Genomic DNA, 16,531 nt, shown 5'->3' on the forward strand with positions numbered 1-16,531 from the left:
CGTTGATCCAGCGGAAAGAACCCTGATAGCTTGTCGACGCCAGCACGGCTAAGTGGGTCGATATTTCATGCAGTTCCGCATCTTTCAGCCTTTCGCCGGATTACTAGGCCTGGCGCTGATACTGCTTTGGGCATCCCCGGCCGGCGCGCAGCTTTTCGAGACCAAGGCGGCCCAGGCCTTCATGATCGACGCCGATACCGGCACGGTGCTTTTCGCCAAGGATGCCGACAAGCCGATCCCGCCGGCTTCGATGGCCAAGCTGATGACTATGGAGGTGGTCTTCAACGCCATCAAATCGAAGCGGATCACGCTCGACGATACTTTCGTGGTCAGCGAAAACGCCTGGCGCACCGGCGGCGCGCCGTCGGGCACCTCGACGATGTTTGCCAAGCTCAAATCGGCGGTCCGTGTCGAGGATCTGATCCAGGGCGTGACCGTGCAGGCCGCCAATGACGGCTGCATTGTGCTTGCCGAAGGCATGGCGGGCTCGGAGGCGAATTTCGCCGCGCAGATGACGGAGCGTGCCCGCGAGCTTGGTCTCCCGAAATCGACCTTCGTCAATTCGACCGGGTTGCCGGCAGATGGCCAGCAGACGACAGTACGGGAACTCACGATGCTGGCGCTGCACATCTGGCGCGACTATCCCGAGTTCTTCCACTATTACGGCCAGCCCGACTTCACCTGGAACAAGATCTCCCAGCGGAACCGCAATCCGCTTTTGGCCATGGGGATCGATGCCGACGGCTTCGTGGCCGGGGCGAGCGAGTCCGCCGGCTTCGGCATTGTCGGCACGGTCAGCCACAACGGCATTCGGGTGATCGCGGCGCTGAGCGGTCTGGCGAGCGACCGGGAACGCTCCGAGGAGGCGCGCAAGCTGCTAGACTGGGGGTCGCGCTCCTTCCAGAAGACGGAGATCTTCGCCAAGGATGAGGTCGTCGGCGAAGCCGAAGTCTTCGGCGGCGCCAAATCCGGCGTGGCCTTGAAAGCCAAGGGCCCGGTGGACATCTTTCTGCCGATAACCAACCGCGACAAGCTGACCGCCAGAATTGTCTATGACGGTCCGGTGGCGGCGCCGGTGGAGGAGGGGCAACCGGTCGGGGAGCTGCGCGTTTGGATAGGCGACACGCTCAGCCAGCGAACGCCGCTTTTCGCCGCCGAGGCGGTGAAGGTCGGGACGTTGCCGCGGCGTGCGCTTGACGCCGCCAAGGAACTGGCTGTCGGCTGGCTGCGTCAGAAACATTTGTGATCGGGCAGGCTCGTGGACCTTTTGCCGGACGGGAGCTATGACAGCGGCCAGCACGGGCGAAGGCATTCACGATTGGCGAGCGGATTTTTCATCACCTTCGAAGGCGGCGAAGGAGCCGGCAAGTCGACGCAGATCGAGCGGCTGGCACGGCGCATGCGCGCCAAGAAATACGAGGTTCTGGTGACACGCGAGCCAGGCGGCTCGCCGGGCGCCGAGGCGGTGAGACATGTGCTTCTGTCCGGGGCCGCCGAGCCCTTCGGCCCGAAGATGGAGGCGATCCTCTTCGCCGCCGCACGCTCCGACCATGTCGAGCAAGTGATCCGGCCGGCGGTCGAGCGCGGCACGATCGTGCTTTGCGACCGTTTCATCGATTCCTCGCGCGTCTATCAGGGCGTCACCGGCGGGCTCGATCCGGATTTCATGGAAGCGCTGGAGGCGGTCGCCATCAACGGCATGGTCCCCGACATGACGCTGATCTTCGACATCGATCCGGCCGAAGGTCTGAAGCGCGCGGCGGCACGGCGCGGCGCCGGCGACAGCGCCGATCGCTTCGAGAAGGAGACTTTGGCCATCCACCAGCGCCGGCGGGAGGCTTTCCTGGCGATCGCCGAGGCGGAGCCGGACCGCTGCATTGTGATCGATGCGTCGGCCGATCCCGAAACGGTGGAAAACGTCGTCACCGCGGCCGTGTTCGCGGTGCTGGAAAAGCGGATGCCGGTGCAAAGGAAGCAGACGGCGCCGGCATGATCTTCGAACGCATCGCCCCCGAACAGCACGACACGCTTGACGGCGTTCCCGAGCCGTCGGAAACGTCGCGACTGATCGGCCACGTGCAGACGGCGGGCATGCTTGCCACCGCTTACCGCGCCGGCAAGCTGCCGCATGCGCTAATCCTCGCCGGGCCGCACGGCATCGGCAAGGCCACGCTCGCCTTCCACCTGGCGCACCACCTTCTCAGACATCCCAATTTTGCGGCTGCGCCCGAAGCGCTGGCCGTTCCAGATCCGGCCTCGTCGCTGTTTCGCCAGATCGCTACCGGCGCGCATCCTTCGGTGCTGCATCTCACCCGTCCGGCCAACGACAAGACCAAAAGCTTCAAGACGGTGCTAACCGTCGACGAGATACGCAAGGTCAGCCGCTTCCTGTCGATGACCTCGCATGACGGCAGCTACCGCGTCGTCATCGTCGATCCGGCCGACGACATGAACACCAATGCCGCCAATGCCTTGCTCAAGAATCTTGAAGAGCCTCCGGCGCGCACCCTGTTCATCCTCATCGTCCATGCGCCGGGCAGCCTCTTGCCGACGATCCGGTCGCGGTGTCAGATGGTGCGGCTGACGCCGCTTGCGCCGGACGAATTGATGGCTGTGCTGGAAGGCATCGAGCCGCCGCCGCCGGTCGACCCGTCGGCGCGCGCGGCTTTGGCCGAGCGGGCAGGGGGCAGCGCGCGCAATGCGATCCTGCTTACCCAGTATGGCGGGCTGGAAATCGCCGGCGCGCTCGACGCGCTGGTGGCGGCGCAAAAGCCGGACATTGCCGCTGCCCATCGGCTTGCCGAAGCCGTTGCCGGCCGCGACCAGGCGATCCAATTCGATATCTTCAACCGCCGCGCGCTCGATCTGCTGTCGGCCGCTGCCAGCGAAGCGGCCTTAGCCGGCGACCTCGCCAGGGCCAAAACGCTGTCCGACGCTTGGCACGAGGCCGTGAACACGATATCTGATGCAGAGACCTACAATCTCGACAAGAAGCAGCACGCCCTGACCATGAGCGACCGCCTGAATTCTGTGATGCGAATGTGACGGTTTTCTTAGTGCATGCCGCTGCCCCAAAACCGGGCACCACTTTTGGGCGGCATGCATCGGGATGGCAATCGCCATGCCGATAGTTTATCCACCGCCACAACTCAGATTCAGACCTTCATGACGGTTCATTCATGTCACGCGAAAAATCCTACCTGACCACGCCGATTTTTTATCCGAATGGCAAGCCACATATCGGCCACGCCTATACGGTCATCGCCAGCGACGCGCTGGCCCGCTTCCAGCGTCTCGACGGCAAGGAAGTGTTCTTCCTCACGGGCACCGACGAGCATGGCCTCAAGATGCAGCAGACAGCCGAGAAGGAAGGCATCGCGCCGATAACGCTCGCCGACCGCAATTCGGCAATCTTCCGCTCGATGACCGAGACAGTCGGAGGCTCAAACGACGAATTCATCCGCACGACCGAACAACGTCACTACGCATCCTGCCAAGCGATCTGGAAGGCGATGGCCGCCAATGGCGACATTTATCTTGATCGCTACAGCGGCTGGTATTCGGTCCGCCAGGAAGCCTATTTCGACGAAAGCGAAACCACGTTCGGCGACGACGGCGTGCGCCGCGAGCCGCTTGGCTCGCCGGTTGAATGGAACGAGGAGGAAAGCTATTTCTTCCGGCTATCCGCCTATCAGGACAAATTGCTGGCACTTTATGAGAGCCGGCCAGACTTCATCGGTCCAGCGGAGCGCCGTAACGAAGTGATCAGCTTCGTCAAGTCCGGCTTGAAGGACCTGTCGATCTCGCGCACCACTTTCAAATGGGGCGTGCCTGTACCGGGCAACGACAAGCATGTGATGTATGTCTGGGTCGACGCATTGACCAACTACATCACGGCCGCTGGCTATCCCGACACCAAATCCGAGCAATGGCACTACTGGCCGGCGACGCATATCATCGGCAAGGACATCGTGCGCTTCCACGCGGTCTACTGGCCGGCCTTCCTGATGTCGGCCGGCATAGAATTGCCGAAGCGCGTGTTCGCCCACGGCTTCCTGTTCAACCGCGGCGAGAAGATGTCCAAATCGGTCGGCAATGTCGTCGATCCGTTCGCGATGATCGAGCATTACGGGCTCGACCAGGTACGCTATTTCTTCCTGCGCGAGGTGCCGTTCGGGCAGGACGGCAGCTACAGTCACGAAGCGATCGTCAACCGCACCAATGCCGATCTCGCCAACGGCCTCGGCAATCTGGCGCAGCGCTCGCTGTCGATGATCGCCAAGAACTGCGGCGGCACGGTGCCGAAGCGCGGCGAGCTCACCGAAGCCGACGCGGCGATCCTCGACCAGGCGGTGGAGGCGCTTGCGGTGGCGCGCAGAGCGATGGCGGAGCAGGGCATCCATCTGGCGCTGGCGGCGATCTTCGGCGTGGTGGCCGACGCCGACCGCTACTTCGCGTCGCAGGAGCCCTGGGCGCTGCGCAAGTCCGATCCGGAGCGCATGGAGACGGTGCTGTGGACGACGGCCGAGCTTGTCCGGCGCGTGACCTTGCTTTGCCTGCCCTTCATTCCCGGATCGGCGGCGAGGCTGCTCGACCTGCTGGCTGTGCCGGCGGATAAGCGCAATTTCGCGCATGTCCACGCAGACCATGCGCTGGTGCCCGGCACGGCGCTGCCGGTGCCTGAGGGCGTGTTTCCCCGCTACGTCGAGCAGGACACCAAAGCCTGATGCTTGTCGACAGTCACTGCCATCTCGATTTTCCGGATTTTGCCGAGGAGCGGGCGGCTATCGTCGCCCGCGCTCTCGCAGCCGGGATCGGCCGCATGGTGACGATCTCAACGCGCGTGAAGCGTTTTCAGCAACTCCTTCAAATCGCTGAAGCTTTTAGAGAGGTCTATTGCTCAGTTGGTACTCATCCGCACAATGCGGCGGAAGAGCTCGATGTGACCGCAGAGGAGCTGGTACGGCTTTCCGACCATCCCAAGGTGGTGGCGATCGGCGAAGCCGGCCTGGACTATTTCTACGACCGTGCGCCGCGCGAGGCACAGGCGCAAGGCTTCCGCACTCACATCGCCGCCGCGCGCCGGACCGGCCTGCCGCTGGTCATCCATTCGCGCGACGCCGACGGCGACATGGCGGCGATTCTCGAGGAGGAGACAGGGAAGGGCGCTTTCCCCTTCATCCTGCATTGTTTTTCGTCCGGGCGTCGGCTGGCGGAAGTCGGCGTGGCGCTGGGCGGCTATGTCTCCTTCTCAGGCATCCTGACCTTCAAGAACTCGACCGAGTTGCGCGCGATTGCCGCAGATGTGCCGCGCGAACGGCTGCTGGTCGAGACCGACGCGCCTTATCTTGCGCCAATCCCGCATCGGGGAAAACGCAATGAGCCCGCCTATGTCGCGAATACGGCGAAGGTGCTGGCCGAGACCATCGGCGTCAGCGAGGCGGAGATCGCCGACATCACCACCGAGAATGTCTTCCGGCTGTTTGCCAAGATGCCGCGACCGGACGTGACGGCGGCCTGACATGGGCGACCAGCTGCGCCTCACCATTCTCGGCTGCGGCTCGTCGCCCGGTACGCCGCGCATCACCGGCGACTGGGGCAATTGCGATCCGGCCAATCCGAAGAACCGCCGCATGCGCACGGCTGCTCTTGTCGAGCGGATCGCAGGGAATGGCGGCCGCACCACCGTCGTCATCGACACCGGACCGGATTTCCGTGCCCAGATGCTGCTTGCTTCGGTCAAGCACATCAACGCGGTGGTTTATACCCATCCGCATGCCGACCACATTCACGGCATCGATGATCTGCGCGGCTTCGTGCTCGAGCAACGCCGTCGTATCGATATCCATGCCGACCAGCCGACCATGCTGCGGCTGCGCCAGGCGTTCGGCTACTGCTTCGAGACGCCCCCGGGCAGTTCCTATCCACCGATCGTAAGGCCGCATCTCATAGACCATGCCAGGCCGGTGGTGATCGAAGGCGAGGGGGGTCCCCTCACCCTTGAGCCGCTGCCGCAGATCCATGGCGACATCATTTCGCTCGGTTTCCGCATTGGCGGGATCGCCTATTGCCCCGATATCAGCGACTTTCCAGCTGCCACCGCGGGACGCCTTGAAGACCTTGACGTGCTGGTTATCGACGCGCTGCAGTACAACAGCCATCCGAGCCATCTGTCGCTTGCCGAGGCACTGGACTGGATCGAGAAGCTCTCGCCGAAAAACGCGGTGCTGACGCATATGCATGTGCCGCTGGACTATGCCGCCGTGATGGCCGAGACGCCGGACCACGTGGTGCCGGCCTATGACGGCATGACGATCGAAATTCCTTGTGAATCAGTGCGATAAAGACGCCTGTTCACTTTGGCGCTTAGTCGTCAATCCGATTCTCTTTGGTGCTTCGGAAACTGGTCGATGGTTCAGAATGTGTTTGTTCTGCTGCTCGGTTTCCCTGGCGTCGGCAAGCTGACGATCGCACGGGAACTCGTAACGGCACTTTCCGGCCAGGTCATCGACAATCACTGGATCAACAATCCTATATTGGCACTGCTTGCCGATGACGGTCGCCGCACGTTGCCTGATGCCGTCTGGGAGCAGACCGCCAAGGTCCGTCAGGCTGTCTTGGACACCGTCGCAACACTTTGTCCTCCCGCCGCCAACTTCATCTTCACGAACTCCGGCATCCAAGGAGACGCGAGAAGCCTGGCGTCCTACCAGCAGATGAAAGATGCGCCGGATCGACGAGGCGCTCACTTCGTGCCTGTGCGCTTGCTTTGCGAAGAGGCCGAACTGGTTCGTCGCGTGATGTCGCCAACTCGACGTGACCGTCTCAAGTCTATCGATCCGGAAGCGGCGCGCCACCGCAGCCGGACAGTCGCTGTCCTTGACCCGAAGCACCCGAACAGCCTGACGATCGACGTAACAGCGATCAGCGCGGCGGAGGCGGCTACAAGGATTCACGAACACATCAAGGACCGCGTTGACGGTTCTCCTGGGCTTTCCGTGCGCGCTTCAGAGGCGTAGCAAAACCAGCTTCGTGCTACATACGTAAGTTCCATAATCTATCTTATGCGACTTTCTGATATGGATCATGTAGAGGCGATAAAGCGATCTTATCGACGTGCCCTCGCTGCGAGCGCTCACATTCGGACTATTGAACAATGACCTCTTCATCTTCCTTTCTTGGCTTTCCCGATTGCCTCGCCGGAGGCCGCGTGCCTCGCATGGTGATCTACGGTGCCGGTCATGGCAGCACCTATCCGCGAAAGGACAGCAGCGGCCATGCTCTGGCCGCCAACGCCATCCGCGCTGCGAGCCAGGACGATGCGCCGCTGGTCGAGCATTGGGATTTAGATCTCGGCGGTCCATTGTTCGACGGCAAGCCGGTCTGCTGCGTCGATGCCGGCAACATCTCGACGGTCATGCACGACAATGAGGGAAACCGGGCGCGGATCGAAGCGAAGACGCGCGAGGTCCTGGCCGCGTCGGCCGTGCCGATCCTGCTCGGCGGTGACGATTCCGTGGTAATTCCCTTTCTCGCCGGCTTTGCCGGTCACGGGCCGGTCTGGATCCTGCAGATCGACGCGCATATCGACTGGCGCGACGAGGTCGATGGCGAACGCTACGGCTATTCGAGCCCGATGCGCCGGGCGAGCGAGATGCCGCATATCGCCGGCCTCGTGCAAGTCGGCCTGCGCAGCGTCGGCAGCGCACGCCTGGCTGAAATCGAAGCGGCGCGACGCTATGGCAGCCGCTTTGTGACTGCCCGCGAGCTTCATGCCCAGGGCGTCGACGCAGCTCTCAGCCACATTCCGGACGGCGCGCGGGTCGTCGTGACCTTCGACTGCGACGGCCTCGATCCCAGCATCATGCCGGGCGTGGCGGCGCGCACGCCAGGCGGCCTCACCTACACCCAGGCGATCGACCTGATCGCCGGCCTCGGCAAGCGGGCCAGGATCGCAGGATTTGATCTGGTCGAATTCTATCCGCCTGCCGACCTTGACGGCCTGTCGGCGCTGACTGCAGCCCGGCTTCTCGTCAATGTCATCGGCACTGTCGTCCGGCAGGTTTAACTCAGATGGCCTGAAGCCCCGACGAGATTCCCCGTTATGGCCGACCGATGTCGCTTCGAGCTCATGCAGGACCTCCCTACCCGGTGGGACTGCGCTGCCGGCATCAGCGTTGACGCCACATCCGCGTTTATCTTTGCCAGAAGGGCAGCTTGGCGATCTCTTCCTCGGCCTGCTCTTTCGTCAGTCCGATATCGTCGATCAGATGCGGGTTGGCCTCTGATATCCGCTTCAGATCCCAGCGAAACCGTATCTGCTCGCGCCGGGCTGCGATCATGCCTCGCAGGGTCTGCAGGCTGTAGCGCCGGCGCGATGCCTGCCCGACCAGCGTTGCCAGCTGCGGGATCGATGCAAACGTGTCGTTCATGGCAACCTCCTATGGTTTGCGGCCCCATGCTTTTCGAGTTGGGGCCTTCCACCTGAATGAGGTTGGATTCTGCAGGATGCGGGCTGCGCCGTAATTAAGCGCATCCAAATAGTTCTCAAAACTTCCAAATCGGCCTGAGCGGTTCATCGGACATGACGAACTGCTCTACCCGTCTCACACTTTTCCTGGAATTGCTCTATAGATGCGCCGCATGCAGGGATCGCGCTTTGCCTTCGGCCCGTACGTGCTTGATTCAGCTGCGGGAACGTTGCTTCGGAACGATGTCCCCGTGGCCGCCGGCTATCGGGGGCTGAAGCTGCTTGCCGCGCTCGTGGAACGTCCCGGCGAAATCCTGGCCAAGGCCGAGCTGATGGACGCGGCATGGCCGGGCACGGCCGTCGAGGAAGGCAACCTCACCGTCCAGATCGCGCAGCTCAGAAAGCTGCTCGGCCCCGCCGCCGACGGCGGTGAATGGATCGCTACGGTGCCGCGCGTCGGCTATCGCTTCACGGGGGTCATCGAACAGCTTGGCGAGACGAAACGAAAACCTTTGCCACTGCCCGGCAAGCCTTCGATAGCCGTGCTGCCCTTCGTCAATTTCGGCAATGATCCCGAGCAGGAATCCTTCGCGGACGGGTTGACCGAAGACCTGATCACTGACCTGTCCAGGAACGCGGGACTGTTCGTCATCGCGCGCAACTCGGTCTTCGTCTACAAGGGAAAGTCGATGGATGTGCGCGCGATCGCCGAGGACCTTGGCGTGCGTTACCTGCTTGAGGGGAGCGCAAGGCGCGCCGCGGGGCGTGTGCGCATCAACGCGCAGCTTGTTGACGCGGTGAGCGGTGAACATCTGTGGGCGGAACGCTTCGATCGCAGTCTGGAAGATATTTTTGCCGTCCAGGACGAGGTAACGGCCAAGATCGTGGAGGCGCTGCTCGGCCGGCTGCGCACGCAGCCGCCGCGCAATCGGCCCAAGAATCTCGAGGCCTACGATTTGTGCGTGCGGGCGCGAAAACTGATCGACGACTCGCCTCAGACGGCGCGGGAGGCGCATCTGATGCTGACGCGCGCGGTCTCGCTCGATCCGGAATATGCCGAGGCCTATCGCTGGCTCGCCATGAACCATTGGATGGGATGGGTGCATTGGGGCGAGCCCGTCCACCCCAACCGGAGCATTGCCTTGGAGCTGGCCCGCAAAGCCGTGACGATCGACCCCAACGACGCCGGCTGCCGCTGGGTGCTTGCCAACCTGCTTGCCTATGAGCATCGCTTCGGCGAGGCGGATGCCGAATTCGCCAGAGCGTTCGAGCTCGATCCGAACGAGGCCGACGCCTGGGCGACATTGTCCGATATCGAGGTCCTTGCCGGGCGGATCGAGGAAGGCCTTGAGCACATTCGCAAGGCGTTCCGGCTGAACCCGTTTCCGCCGAGTTGGTACTATCTCACGCTCGGCGCCGCGCAATATGCGGCCCGCGACTATGAAGCCGCCATCGAGACGCTGCGCCGGGACGAGACCTATCGGACCAGCTCACGCCGTTTCCTGGCGGCAAGCCTTGCGCAGCTCGGCCGGTTCGAAGAGGCGCGCGCGGAGGTCGAGATGTTCCTTATCGCCAACCCGCATTTCACGACCAGCCACTGGGTCTGGACCGAGCCGTTCCGCGACGACGCGATGCTCGAGCATTTCGTTGACGGGTTCCGCAAGGCCGGGCTTCCGGACTGACGGCCAGAAAGGAATGGCGCGACCTATTCTTCGAAGCGGCTCGTCGCCTCGCGATCGCGCTCGTATCGCTTGCTGACTGGAAACGGCGGCAGCCACGACTCGCGACGGATGATCCAGCTTTCGTAGGTCGGGGCTAGCTGGTCTGGGGCGTCCAGGGTCCCGAGATGCACTTCGATCTCGTCCGCGGTGCGTGCGAAAACGGACGAACCGCAGCGCGGACAGAAAAACCGCCCGGCATAGTCGCGCGTCTCACCGTCGATCGTAACCGCGTCCTGAGGGAATACCGCCGAAGCATAAAAGAGCGCGCCATGATGTTTGCGGCAATCGAGACAATGGCAGATGCAGACCCTGTATGGGCGGCCCGACGCCACAAGTCGGACATTGCGACACAGGCAGCCGCCGGTGAATCGGTCCATGTTGCGTCTCCTTCAAAGCCGTGCGGTGGAACGTTAGCAGCGAACTCGCCCAGGCGTCCAAGGCTGAGACGTCTCGCTTGCGTGGCTCTCAAAAGCCGGATTCCATAGAGATCGATTTGATCCGTGGCTTGCCGTCTTAGAAAAACCCATCGAGAAAAGCCGCCGTCCCATGCGAGAGGCTGACGATCTTGTTCGTCGCCTGGCGATAGAATTTGAAGTTGAGCTCGGTCTCAGGCCTGCCATCGCTCCAGTCCTTGAACCGCTTGAGCTCGTCCCGACCCAATCGCCGCGTTGCCAATGCGGTGCGGCGGATGGCAACACTGACGCGCGGCGTCTGCCGTTCGCGGTCGGATCTTTTGGGAATGGCCTCGGATGACGTGACAACGCCCCGTGCGACCAGCCCCTGTCCGGCTTCGTTTTCGCTGGCGAACACAAAGATCGTGTCGCCTTCGGCGATATGCTTGCCGCCATACATGGTTTTCTGCGCCGCGAATGAGAATGTCTCGGCCAGCGGATCCTTGACCTCGGCCTTGATCGCGAACGCCATGCCTCACGCATCCCGGCTGATGGTGATCCGGTAGGTCAACTTGCGCTTGGCGCCTGGCGGGATCAGCATCACGCCCGGCTTGTCGGCGAATTCGCCGTCGAAATCGACCGGGCTTGCAACGCCATGCCAGGGCTCGATGCAGAGGAACGGCGCGCCGCCGGGCTTGGACCAGATGCCCAATTCGTTGAATCCCTGCCACGACATTTCGATCGCCGGCCCCCGCCCGGCGGCATAGCGCACGCTGGTGCTGGCGGGCCGGTCCAGAATGACGGCGTCGTCATCGAACAGCCGCTCGGAGAGGGCAAGCGTCTTGCCCTCGACGGGCGTTGGCTGCGGCGTCGCCAGCATGAGCCCGTCCTTCAGGCGCCGTATCGGAGCGGGTTCATCGTCGGCAAAGGTCAGCCGGTAGGCTTCCTTGGGCAATTCCGGCAGCAAAGGCCAGTTGAAGGCCGGGTGGGCACCGACCGAGGCCGGCAGCACCTCGTCGCCTGTGTTGGCGACCTCGAAGGTCACGCCAAGCTGGCTGGGGCCGAGGCTGTAGCTTATGGCCAGCCGAAAGGCGAATGGGTAGCGGGTGCGGGTCTCGGTGTCATCGGTCAGGACCAGCGTGCAAGAGGAAGGTCCCTGCTCCGCCCAGGCAAAGCGCCTGTCGCGGGCGAAGCCATGCTGTGTCATTGGATAGGCTTTGCCGCGATGGCGCAACTGGTCGCCTTTCAGCCGGCCGACTATCGGAAACAGCACCGGCGAATGACGCCGCCATTCAGGCCCCGCCTGCCACAGAAGTTGCGTGCCTTCGGCATCGCGCAAGGAGACCAGCTCCGCCCCCTGCCCGACGATGGTCGCCGAGATGCCGTCACCGTCAAGCGTCAGCTGTTCCATGCGTCCTCGCGACTGGCTGGTCGGGCCGGCAGGCTAGCAAAAGGCCTCGCCTGAACTCAAGGGCAGCAGGCAGTGCGGCATCCCCTCAAGCAGCCGCCGCAAACGACCGACAGCGTTGCCACGCCAGACACGATGCCAAAAGACAAACCGTGGCCAGCGGTTTACCCGTCGGCCACGGTACGAAGCTGTTGCCTGCTACGGTCCGGACTATTCGCGCTCGCCGGTGAAATTCAGCAAAAGCTGGAAGATGTTGATGAAGTTCAGATACAGCGAGAAGGCGCCGAAGACGGCGAGCTTCTGTTGCGATTCCGCGTCGAAATTCTCGGCATACTGCTCCTTGATCGTCTGCGTGTCCCAGGCGGTCAGGCCGATGAAGACCGCAATGCCGATCACGGAGATGGCGAACTGCAGCGCGGTCGAGCCGAGGAACAGGTTGACGAGGCTCGCGATCACCACGCCGATCAGGCCCATGATCAGGAAGGACGAGAACTGCGTCAGGTCGCGCCTGGTCGTGTAGCCGTAGAGGCTGGTGGCGCCGAACATGGTGGCGGCGATGAAGAAGGTGCGCGCGATGCTGGTGCCGGTGAACACCAGGAACACGGAAGCCAGCGACAGGCCCATGACCGCGCAGAAGGCCCAGAACATCGCCTGCGCGCTCGCCGCCGACATCGTCTGCATCTTGAAGGAGAAGAACATGACGAAGGCGAGCGGCGCCAGCATCACCACCCATTTCAGCGGCGTGGAGAAGATCGGGACGTAGAGCGCCGGCGTCGAGGCCACAACAAGGGCGACGAGGCCAGTGACGACGAGCCCGAGGCCCATATAGTTGTAGACGCGCAGCATGTGCCGGCGCAGGCCCTCGTCATAGACGGCACCGGCCCGGACGCCGGTGCCCATTCGGTATCCAAGATTAGGGCTGTTCATTTCGTTTCTCCTTGGTTGGTCGGTTCGATTGGCTGCTTCAATAGAGAGTGCGGGCGAGCTGTTCGGCGGCCCGGTCGAGATCGCCGGCATCGCCTTGTCCGACGACGGCGTAAGCGACCTCGCCGATCTGGAAATAGGCGGACGAGATATCGCCCAAGGGCGCGACGGTGGGCTTCACGACGTCGAACGTGCCTGGCCTGATCGCAAACAGCGACACCAGCCCGAGGTCCTTCGTTTCGAGTGCCATCTCGACGCTCGGCCCGAACCGCGACGGATAGATCTGAACATCGCGGATCCGCCAGTCGTCGGGCAATGACGGCATGACGATCGCGGTCGCGGCGCGGATCTCGTCGGCATTGTAATTTGGCGCTTCGGCCTGGGACGGCATCGTCTCACGCACCAGCGTCGTCCGGTGCGCGCTCACCGCTTCCTCGACATAGGCGGGCGGCTGCGTCGAGGCGACCACCTTGCTGACAGCGATCGGCCCGAAGACGCCGTTCGCAAGCCACCCCGCCGCCACCAGCACGGCGGCGGCCGCGGCGCGCCGCAGCACGGAAAAGGCACGGTCCCTGACAAGCACCCTTTCCAGCCGACGCGCCGCGTCGGTCGTCGCCGGGCGCGCCATTGCGCCTGGCCCGGCCAGCGCCACGCGCAACTCGTCGCGCGTTCTGAGATCCGACATCACACGCGCAGCCACTTCGGGACGAGCGGACAGGAACGCCTCGACCTTGATGCGGCGGGCGACGTCGAGCTGATCGTCGACATAGGCGTCGAGATCGGCATCGGTCACCGGATCGACGATAGCGGTCATGATTCACCTCCCACGATCTTCAGGTGATTTTTGCCGCGCGCCGGAGCGCCCCCCTCCATCTCGCGCAGCGCCGCACGAGCGCGGCCGATGCGCGACATCAGGGTTCCGAGCGGGACGCCACTGACGTCGGCGGCCTCCGCGTAGCTCAACTCTTCGATGGCGACGAGATGCAGCGCGGCGCGCTGCTCTTCCGGCAGCGACAGGAAGGCTTCGCGCACCTGCGAAAGGCGCACCGAATGGTCCTGGGACGCCGGCATGTTTTGCTCGGCGAGACGGCCTGCCTGCTCGATGCGCGCTGCCTCGGACCGCCGCGAGCGCATGCGGTCGATGAAGATGTTGTGCAGGATCGCCAGCAGCCAGGCGCGCAGGTTGCCGCCCGAACGAAAGGTGCCGCGCCGCTCATAGGCGCGCACCAGCGCGTCGTGGACCAGATCCTCGGCATCGGCGCTGTCGCGCGTCAGCGAGCGTGCGTAGCGCCGCAGCGAGCCCAACTGCCCGACGATATCGAAGCGTGCCATCGACCGTTTCATGCCCTGTTTACGGAGCATGTGGGGATTTTAATCCCTGGCTGCCGTTTCTGTCTGCGATTCCCGCGAGGAGTTGCGCCGGCCTCGGGAGAGCCAGGACCGAGCGGGCAAACGGAGGAAACCGCTGGCGAAGCGCGGCCGATTTGCGTATCACTCCGCCGCCACTGGAGCCCTATCGATGTTCGACACCCTGCAGTCCGCGCCCGCCGACAAGATCCTCGCGTTGATCGGCCTTTACCGCGCCGACACGCGCCCCGGCAAAGTCGACCTCGGTGTCGGCGTCTACAAGGATCGTGACGGCAGGACGCCGGTGATGCCGGCCGTGCGCGAGGCCGAGAAGCGGCTGCTCGCGGGCCAGGACACCAAGACCTATCTCGGCCTCGCCGGCGACACCGGCTTCAACGCCGCCATGATCAAGCTTGCCTTCGGCGAGAAGGCCGATCATTCGCGCATCCGCGCAGCGCAGGCGCCGGGCGGATCGGGCGCGCTCAGGCTGGTGGCCGAGCTTCTGCAGCGCACGCGCCCAGGCGCGACGGTGTGGCTCTCCGATCCGACCTGGCCGAACCACCTGCCGGTGATGCGCGCCGCCGGCCTGCAGGTGCGCGACTATCCTTATTTCGACGCTGTTTCCGGCGCTGTCCGTTTCGACGACATGCTGGCGGTGCTCAAGACCGCCAATAGCGCGGATATCGTGCTGCTGCATGGCTGCTGCCATAACCCGACCGGTGCCAACCTGGATGCTGCGCAATGGGCGAACGTTGCCGACGTTCTGCTTGAGCGCGGCCTGCTGCCTTTCGTCGACATCGCCTATCAGGGCTTTGGCGAAGGGCTCGACGCCGATGCCGCCGGCCTGCGGCTGCTCGCCGGCAAGGTGCCCGAGATGGTCGTCGCCTCGAGCTGCTCGAAAAATTTCGCCGTCTATCGCGACCGCGTCGGTGCCGCCATGATCATGGCCAAGGACGGCGCACAGGCCGACGTGGCGATGAGCCAGATGCTGGCAGCGGCGCGAGCGCTCTATTCGATGCCGCCGGACCATGGCGCTGCGGCCGTACGCATGGTGCTGGAAGACGCCGATCTGAAGAAGGTCTGGGAGACGGAACTCGAGGAGATGCGGCTGCGCATGCTCAGGCTGCGTGTCGCCTTCGCCGAGGCGTTGCGTCGGCAATCCAACTCCGATCGCTTCGATTTCGTCGCCAGCCATCGCGGCATGTTCTCCCGCCTGGGGCTCACCGAAACGCAGGTTGAGCGGCTGCGCACCGAGCACGCCGTCTATATGGTGGGTGACAGCCGCATCAATGTGGCAGGTCTGCCTGAGGACGGCATGGACGAGCTCGCCAAGGCGATCGTTTCGGTGCTCGACTGAGCGCCGGCGCAACTGTGGACAATCGGCTTTTGCCAGCCGGCGGGATTGGTCGCCCGGCGCGGCGCGCGCTAGGGTTTGTTGTATGAAACCCTCCAAAGACATCTCCCGTCTGATCGAGATCATGGCGGCACTGAGAGCGCCGAAGACCGGCTGCCCCTGGGACATCGAGCAGAACTTTTCCACCATCGCCCCCTACACGATCGAGGAAGCCTATGAAGTGGCGGATGCGATCGCGCGCGGCGACTTCGACGATCTGCGAGAGGAACTGGGCGACCTTCTGCTGCAGGTCGTCTACCACGCGCAGATGGCGCAGGAGATTGGCGAGTTCGCGTTCGGCGACGTTGTCGAGGCGATCACCACCAAGATGATCCGCCGTCACCCGCATGTTTTCGGCGACGAGAAGGCGCGCAGCGCCGGCATGGCCAAGGGCATGTGGGAGAAGATCAAGGCGGTGGAGAAGGCCGACAAGCGCAACGCCCGCATCGCGCGCGGCCTCGACCCGGAAGATCACGGCAAGGGCTATCTCGATAGCGTGCCGGTTGCGCTCCCTGCGCTGACCCGCGCGTTGAAGCTGCAGGAGAAGGCTGCGCGCGTCGGCTTCGACTGGAGCGAGGCAGCACCCATCCTCGACAAGATAGAGGAAGAGATCGGCGAGCTGCGCGAGGCGCTGGTCACGGGCGACGCGGCACCCATCAAGGATGAGTTCGGCGACATGCTGTTTGCCGTCGTCAATCTCGGCCGCCATTTGAGACTTGATGCCGAAGCCGCACTGAGCGGCACCAACGAGAAGTTCCGCTCGCGCTTCCATTATGTCGAGCGGGAGTTGGAGGCTTCCGGGAGGTCGTTGGAACAGGCGACTTTGGACGAGATGGAAACCCTCTGGCAGCAGGCCAAAAACGCAAGATAAGCAGC

At 63.6% G+C, this 16,531-nt stretch carries 18 protein-coding genes; 11 read left to right on the forward strand and 7 right to left on the reverse strand.

The window, feature by feature from the left end; genetic code table 11:
• The first annotated feature begins 67 nt into the window (after positions 1-67).
• The 8 genes from P9228_RS17090 to P9228_RS17125 all read left to right on the forward strand — a co-directional run bounded on the left by P9228_RS17090 (position 68) and on the right by P9228_RS17125 (position 8,068).
• A complete protein-coding gene (locus P9228_RS17090; RefSeq protein WP_278054472.1) occupies positions 68-1,246 on the forward strand; it encodes a D-alanyl-D-alanine carboxypeptidase family protein in 1,179 nt (392 codons plus the stop codon).
• 72 nt (positions 1,247-1,318) lie between these two features.
• Positions 1,319-1,993, forward strand: coding sequence for a dTMP kinase (gene tmk, locus P9228_RS17095; RefSeq protein ID WP_127248207.1), 675 nt, complete (start codon positions 1,319-1,321; stop codon positions 1,991-1,993).
• Positions 1,990-3,045, forward strand: coding sequence for a DNA polymerase III subunit delta' (locus P9228_RS17100; protein ID WP_278054475.1), 1,056 nt, complete (start codon positions 1,990-1,992; stop codon positions 3,043-3,045). The genes tmk and P9228_RS17100 overlap by 4 nt, the downstream gene beginning before the upstream one ends.
• Before the next feature lie 134 nt (positions 3,046-3,179).
• Positions 3,180-4,727: a methionine--tRNA ligase gene (gene metG / locus P9228_RS17105; protein WP_127325305.1), complete on the forward strand. Its 1,548-nt coding sequence runs from the start codon at positions 3,180-3,182 to the stop codon at positions 4,725-4,727.
• A complete protein-coding gene (locus tag P9228_RS17110) occupies positions 4,727-5,521 on the forward strand; it encodes a TatD family hydrolase (RefSeq protein ID WP_127325304.1) in 795 nt (264 codons plus the stop codon). Before metG ends, P9228_RS17110 begins: the two co-directional genes overlap by 1 nt.
• Before the next feature lies 1 nt (position 5,522).
• Positions 5,523-6,344 (forward strand): MBL fold metallo-hydrolase, encoded by an 822-nt coding sequence (locus tag P9228_RS17115; RefSeq protein ID WP_127325303.1) that lies wholly within the window; start codon positions 5,523-5,525, stop codon positions 6,342-6,344.
• A 66-nt stretch (positions 6,345-6,410) separates the two neighbouring features.
• On the forward strand, positions 6,411-7,019 hold the full coding sequence (locus tag P9228_RS17120) for a chloramphenicol phosphotransferase (protein WP_278054479.1): 609 nt from the start codon (positions 6,411-6,413) through the stop codon (positions 7,017-7,019).
• A 137-nt stretch (positions 7,020-7,156) separates the two neighbouring features.
• Entirely contained in the window at positions 7,157-8,068 is a 912-nt protein-coding gene (locus P9228_RS17125; protein ID WP_127240454.1) for an agmatinase, read from the forward strand.
• Between the two features lie 127 nt (positions 8,069-8,195).
• Here the strand turns inward: P9228_RS17125 and P9228_RS17130 are convergent, their stop codons facing one another.
• Positions 8,196-8,432 carry a hypothetical protein gene (locus tag P9228_RS17130; RefSeq protein WP_067321326.1) on the reverse strand — a complete coding sequence of 79 codons (237 nt, stop codon included), beginning with the start codon at positions 8,430-8,432 and terminating at the stop codon, positions 8,196-8,198.
• A 202-nt stretch (positions 8,433-8,634) separates the two neighbouring features.
• Between P9228_RS17130 and P9228_RS17135 the strand changes: the two genes are divergently transcribed.
• Positions 8,635-10,152, forward strand: a complete 1,518-nt coding sequence (locus P9228_RS17135; protein WP_278054482.1) for a winged helix-turn-helix domain-containing protein — start codon at positions 8,635-8,637, stop codon at positions 10,150-10,152.
• A gap of 23 nt (positions 10,153-10,175) precedes the next feature.
• Here P9228_RS17135 and P9228_RS17140 read toward each other — a convergent pair whose 3' ends face one another.
• From P9228_RS17140 to P9228_RS17165, 6 genes are all read right to left on the reverse strand, one after another.
• Entirely contained in the window at positions 10,176-10,568 is a 393-nt protein-coding gene (locus P9228_RS17140; RefSeq protein ID WP_095825420.1) for a GFA family protein, read from the reverse strand.
• Between the two features lie 136 nt (positions 10,569-10,704).
• Complete coding sequence (locus P9228_RS17145; RefSeq protein WP_127240453.1) at positions 10,705-11,115, reverse strand: hypothetical protein; 411 nt, start codon at positions 11,113-11,115, stop codon at positions 10,705-10,707.
• Between the two features lie 3 nt (positions 11,116-11,118).
• Complete coding sequence (locus tag P9228_RS17150; RefSeq protein WP_278054485.1) at positions 11,119-11,994, reverse strand: aldose 1-epimerase family protein; 876 nt, start codon at positions 11,992-11,994, stop codon at positions 11,119-11,121.
• A 207-nt stretch (positions 11,995-12,201) separates the two neighbouring features.
• Positions 12,202-12,918 (reverse strand): Bax inhibitor-1/YccA family protein, encoded by a 717-nt coding sequence (locus P9228_RS17155; RefSeq protein WP_066989741.1) that lies wholly within the window; start codon positions 12,916-12,918, stop codon positions 12,202-12,204.
• A gap of 37 nt (positions 12,919-12,955) precedes the next feature.
• Positions 12,956-13,729, reverse strand: coding sequence for an anti-sigma factor (locus P9228_RS17160; protein ID WP_278054488.1), 774 nt, complete (start codon positions 13,727-13,729; stop codon positions 12,956-12,958).
• Positions 13,726-14,247: a sigma-70 family RNA polymerase sigma factor gene (locus P9228_RS17165; protein ID WP_278054489.1), complete on the reverse strand. Its 522-nt coding sequence runs from the start codon at positions 14,245-14,247 to the stop codon at positions 13,726-13,728. Before P9228_RS17165 ends, P9228_RS17160 begins: the two co-directional genes overlap by 4 nt.
• A gap of 187 nt (positions 14,248-14,434) precedes the next feature.
• Between P9228_RS17165 and P9228_RS17170 the strand changes: the two genes are divergently transcribed.
• Both P9228_RS17170 and mazG read left to right on the forward strand, forming a co-directional pair.
• Positions 14,435-15,619, forward strand: coding sequence for an amino acid aminotransferase (locus P9228_RS17170; protein WP_278054491.1), 1,185 nt, complete (start codon positions 14,435-14,437; stop codon positions 15,617-15,619).
• Between the two features lie 82 nt (positions 15,620-15,701).
• On the forward strand, positions 15,702-16,526 hold the full coding sequence (gene mazG / locus P9228_RS17175; RefSeq protein ID WP_095780474.1) for a nucleoside triphosphate pyrophosphohydrolase: 825 nt from the start codon (positions 15,702-15,704) through the stop codon (positions 16,524-16,526).
• Positions 16,527-16,531 lie beyond the last annotated feature (5 nt).

The sequence above is a fragment of the Mesorhizobium sp. WSM4898 genome (assembly GCF_029625845.1).
In the GTDB taxonomy this organism is placed as follows: Bacteria; Pseudomonadota; Alphaproteobacteria; order Rhizobiales; family Rhizobiaceae; genus Mesorhizobium.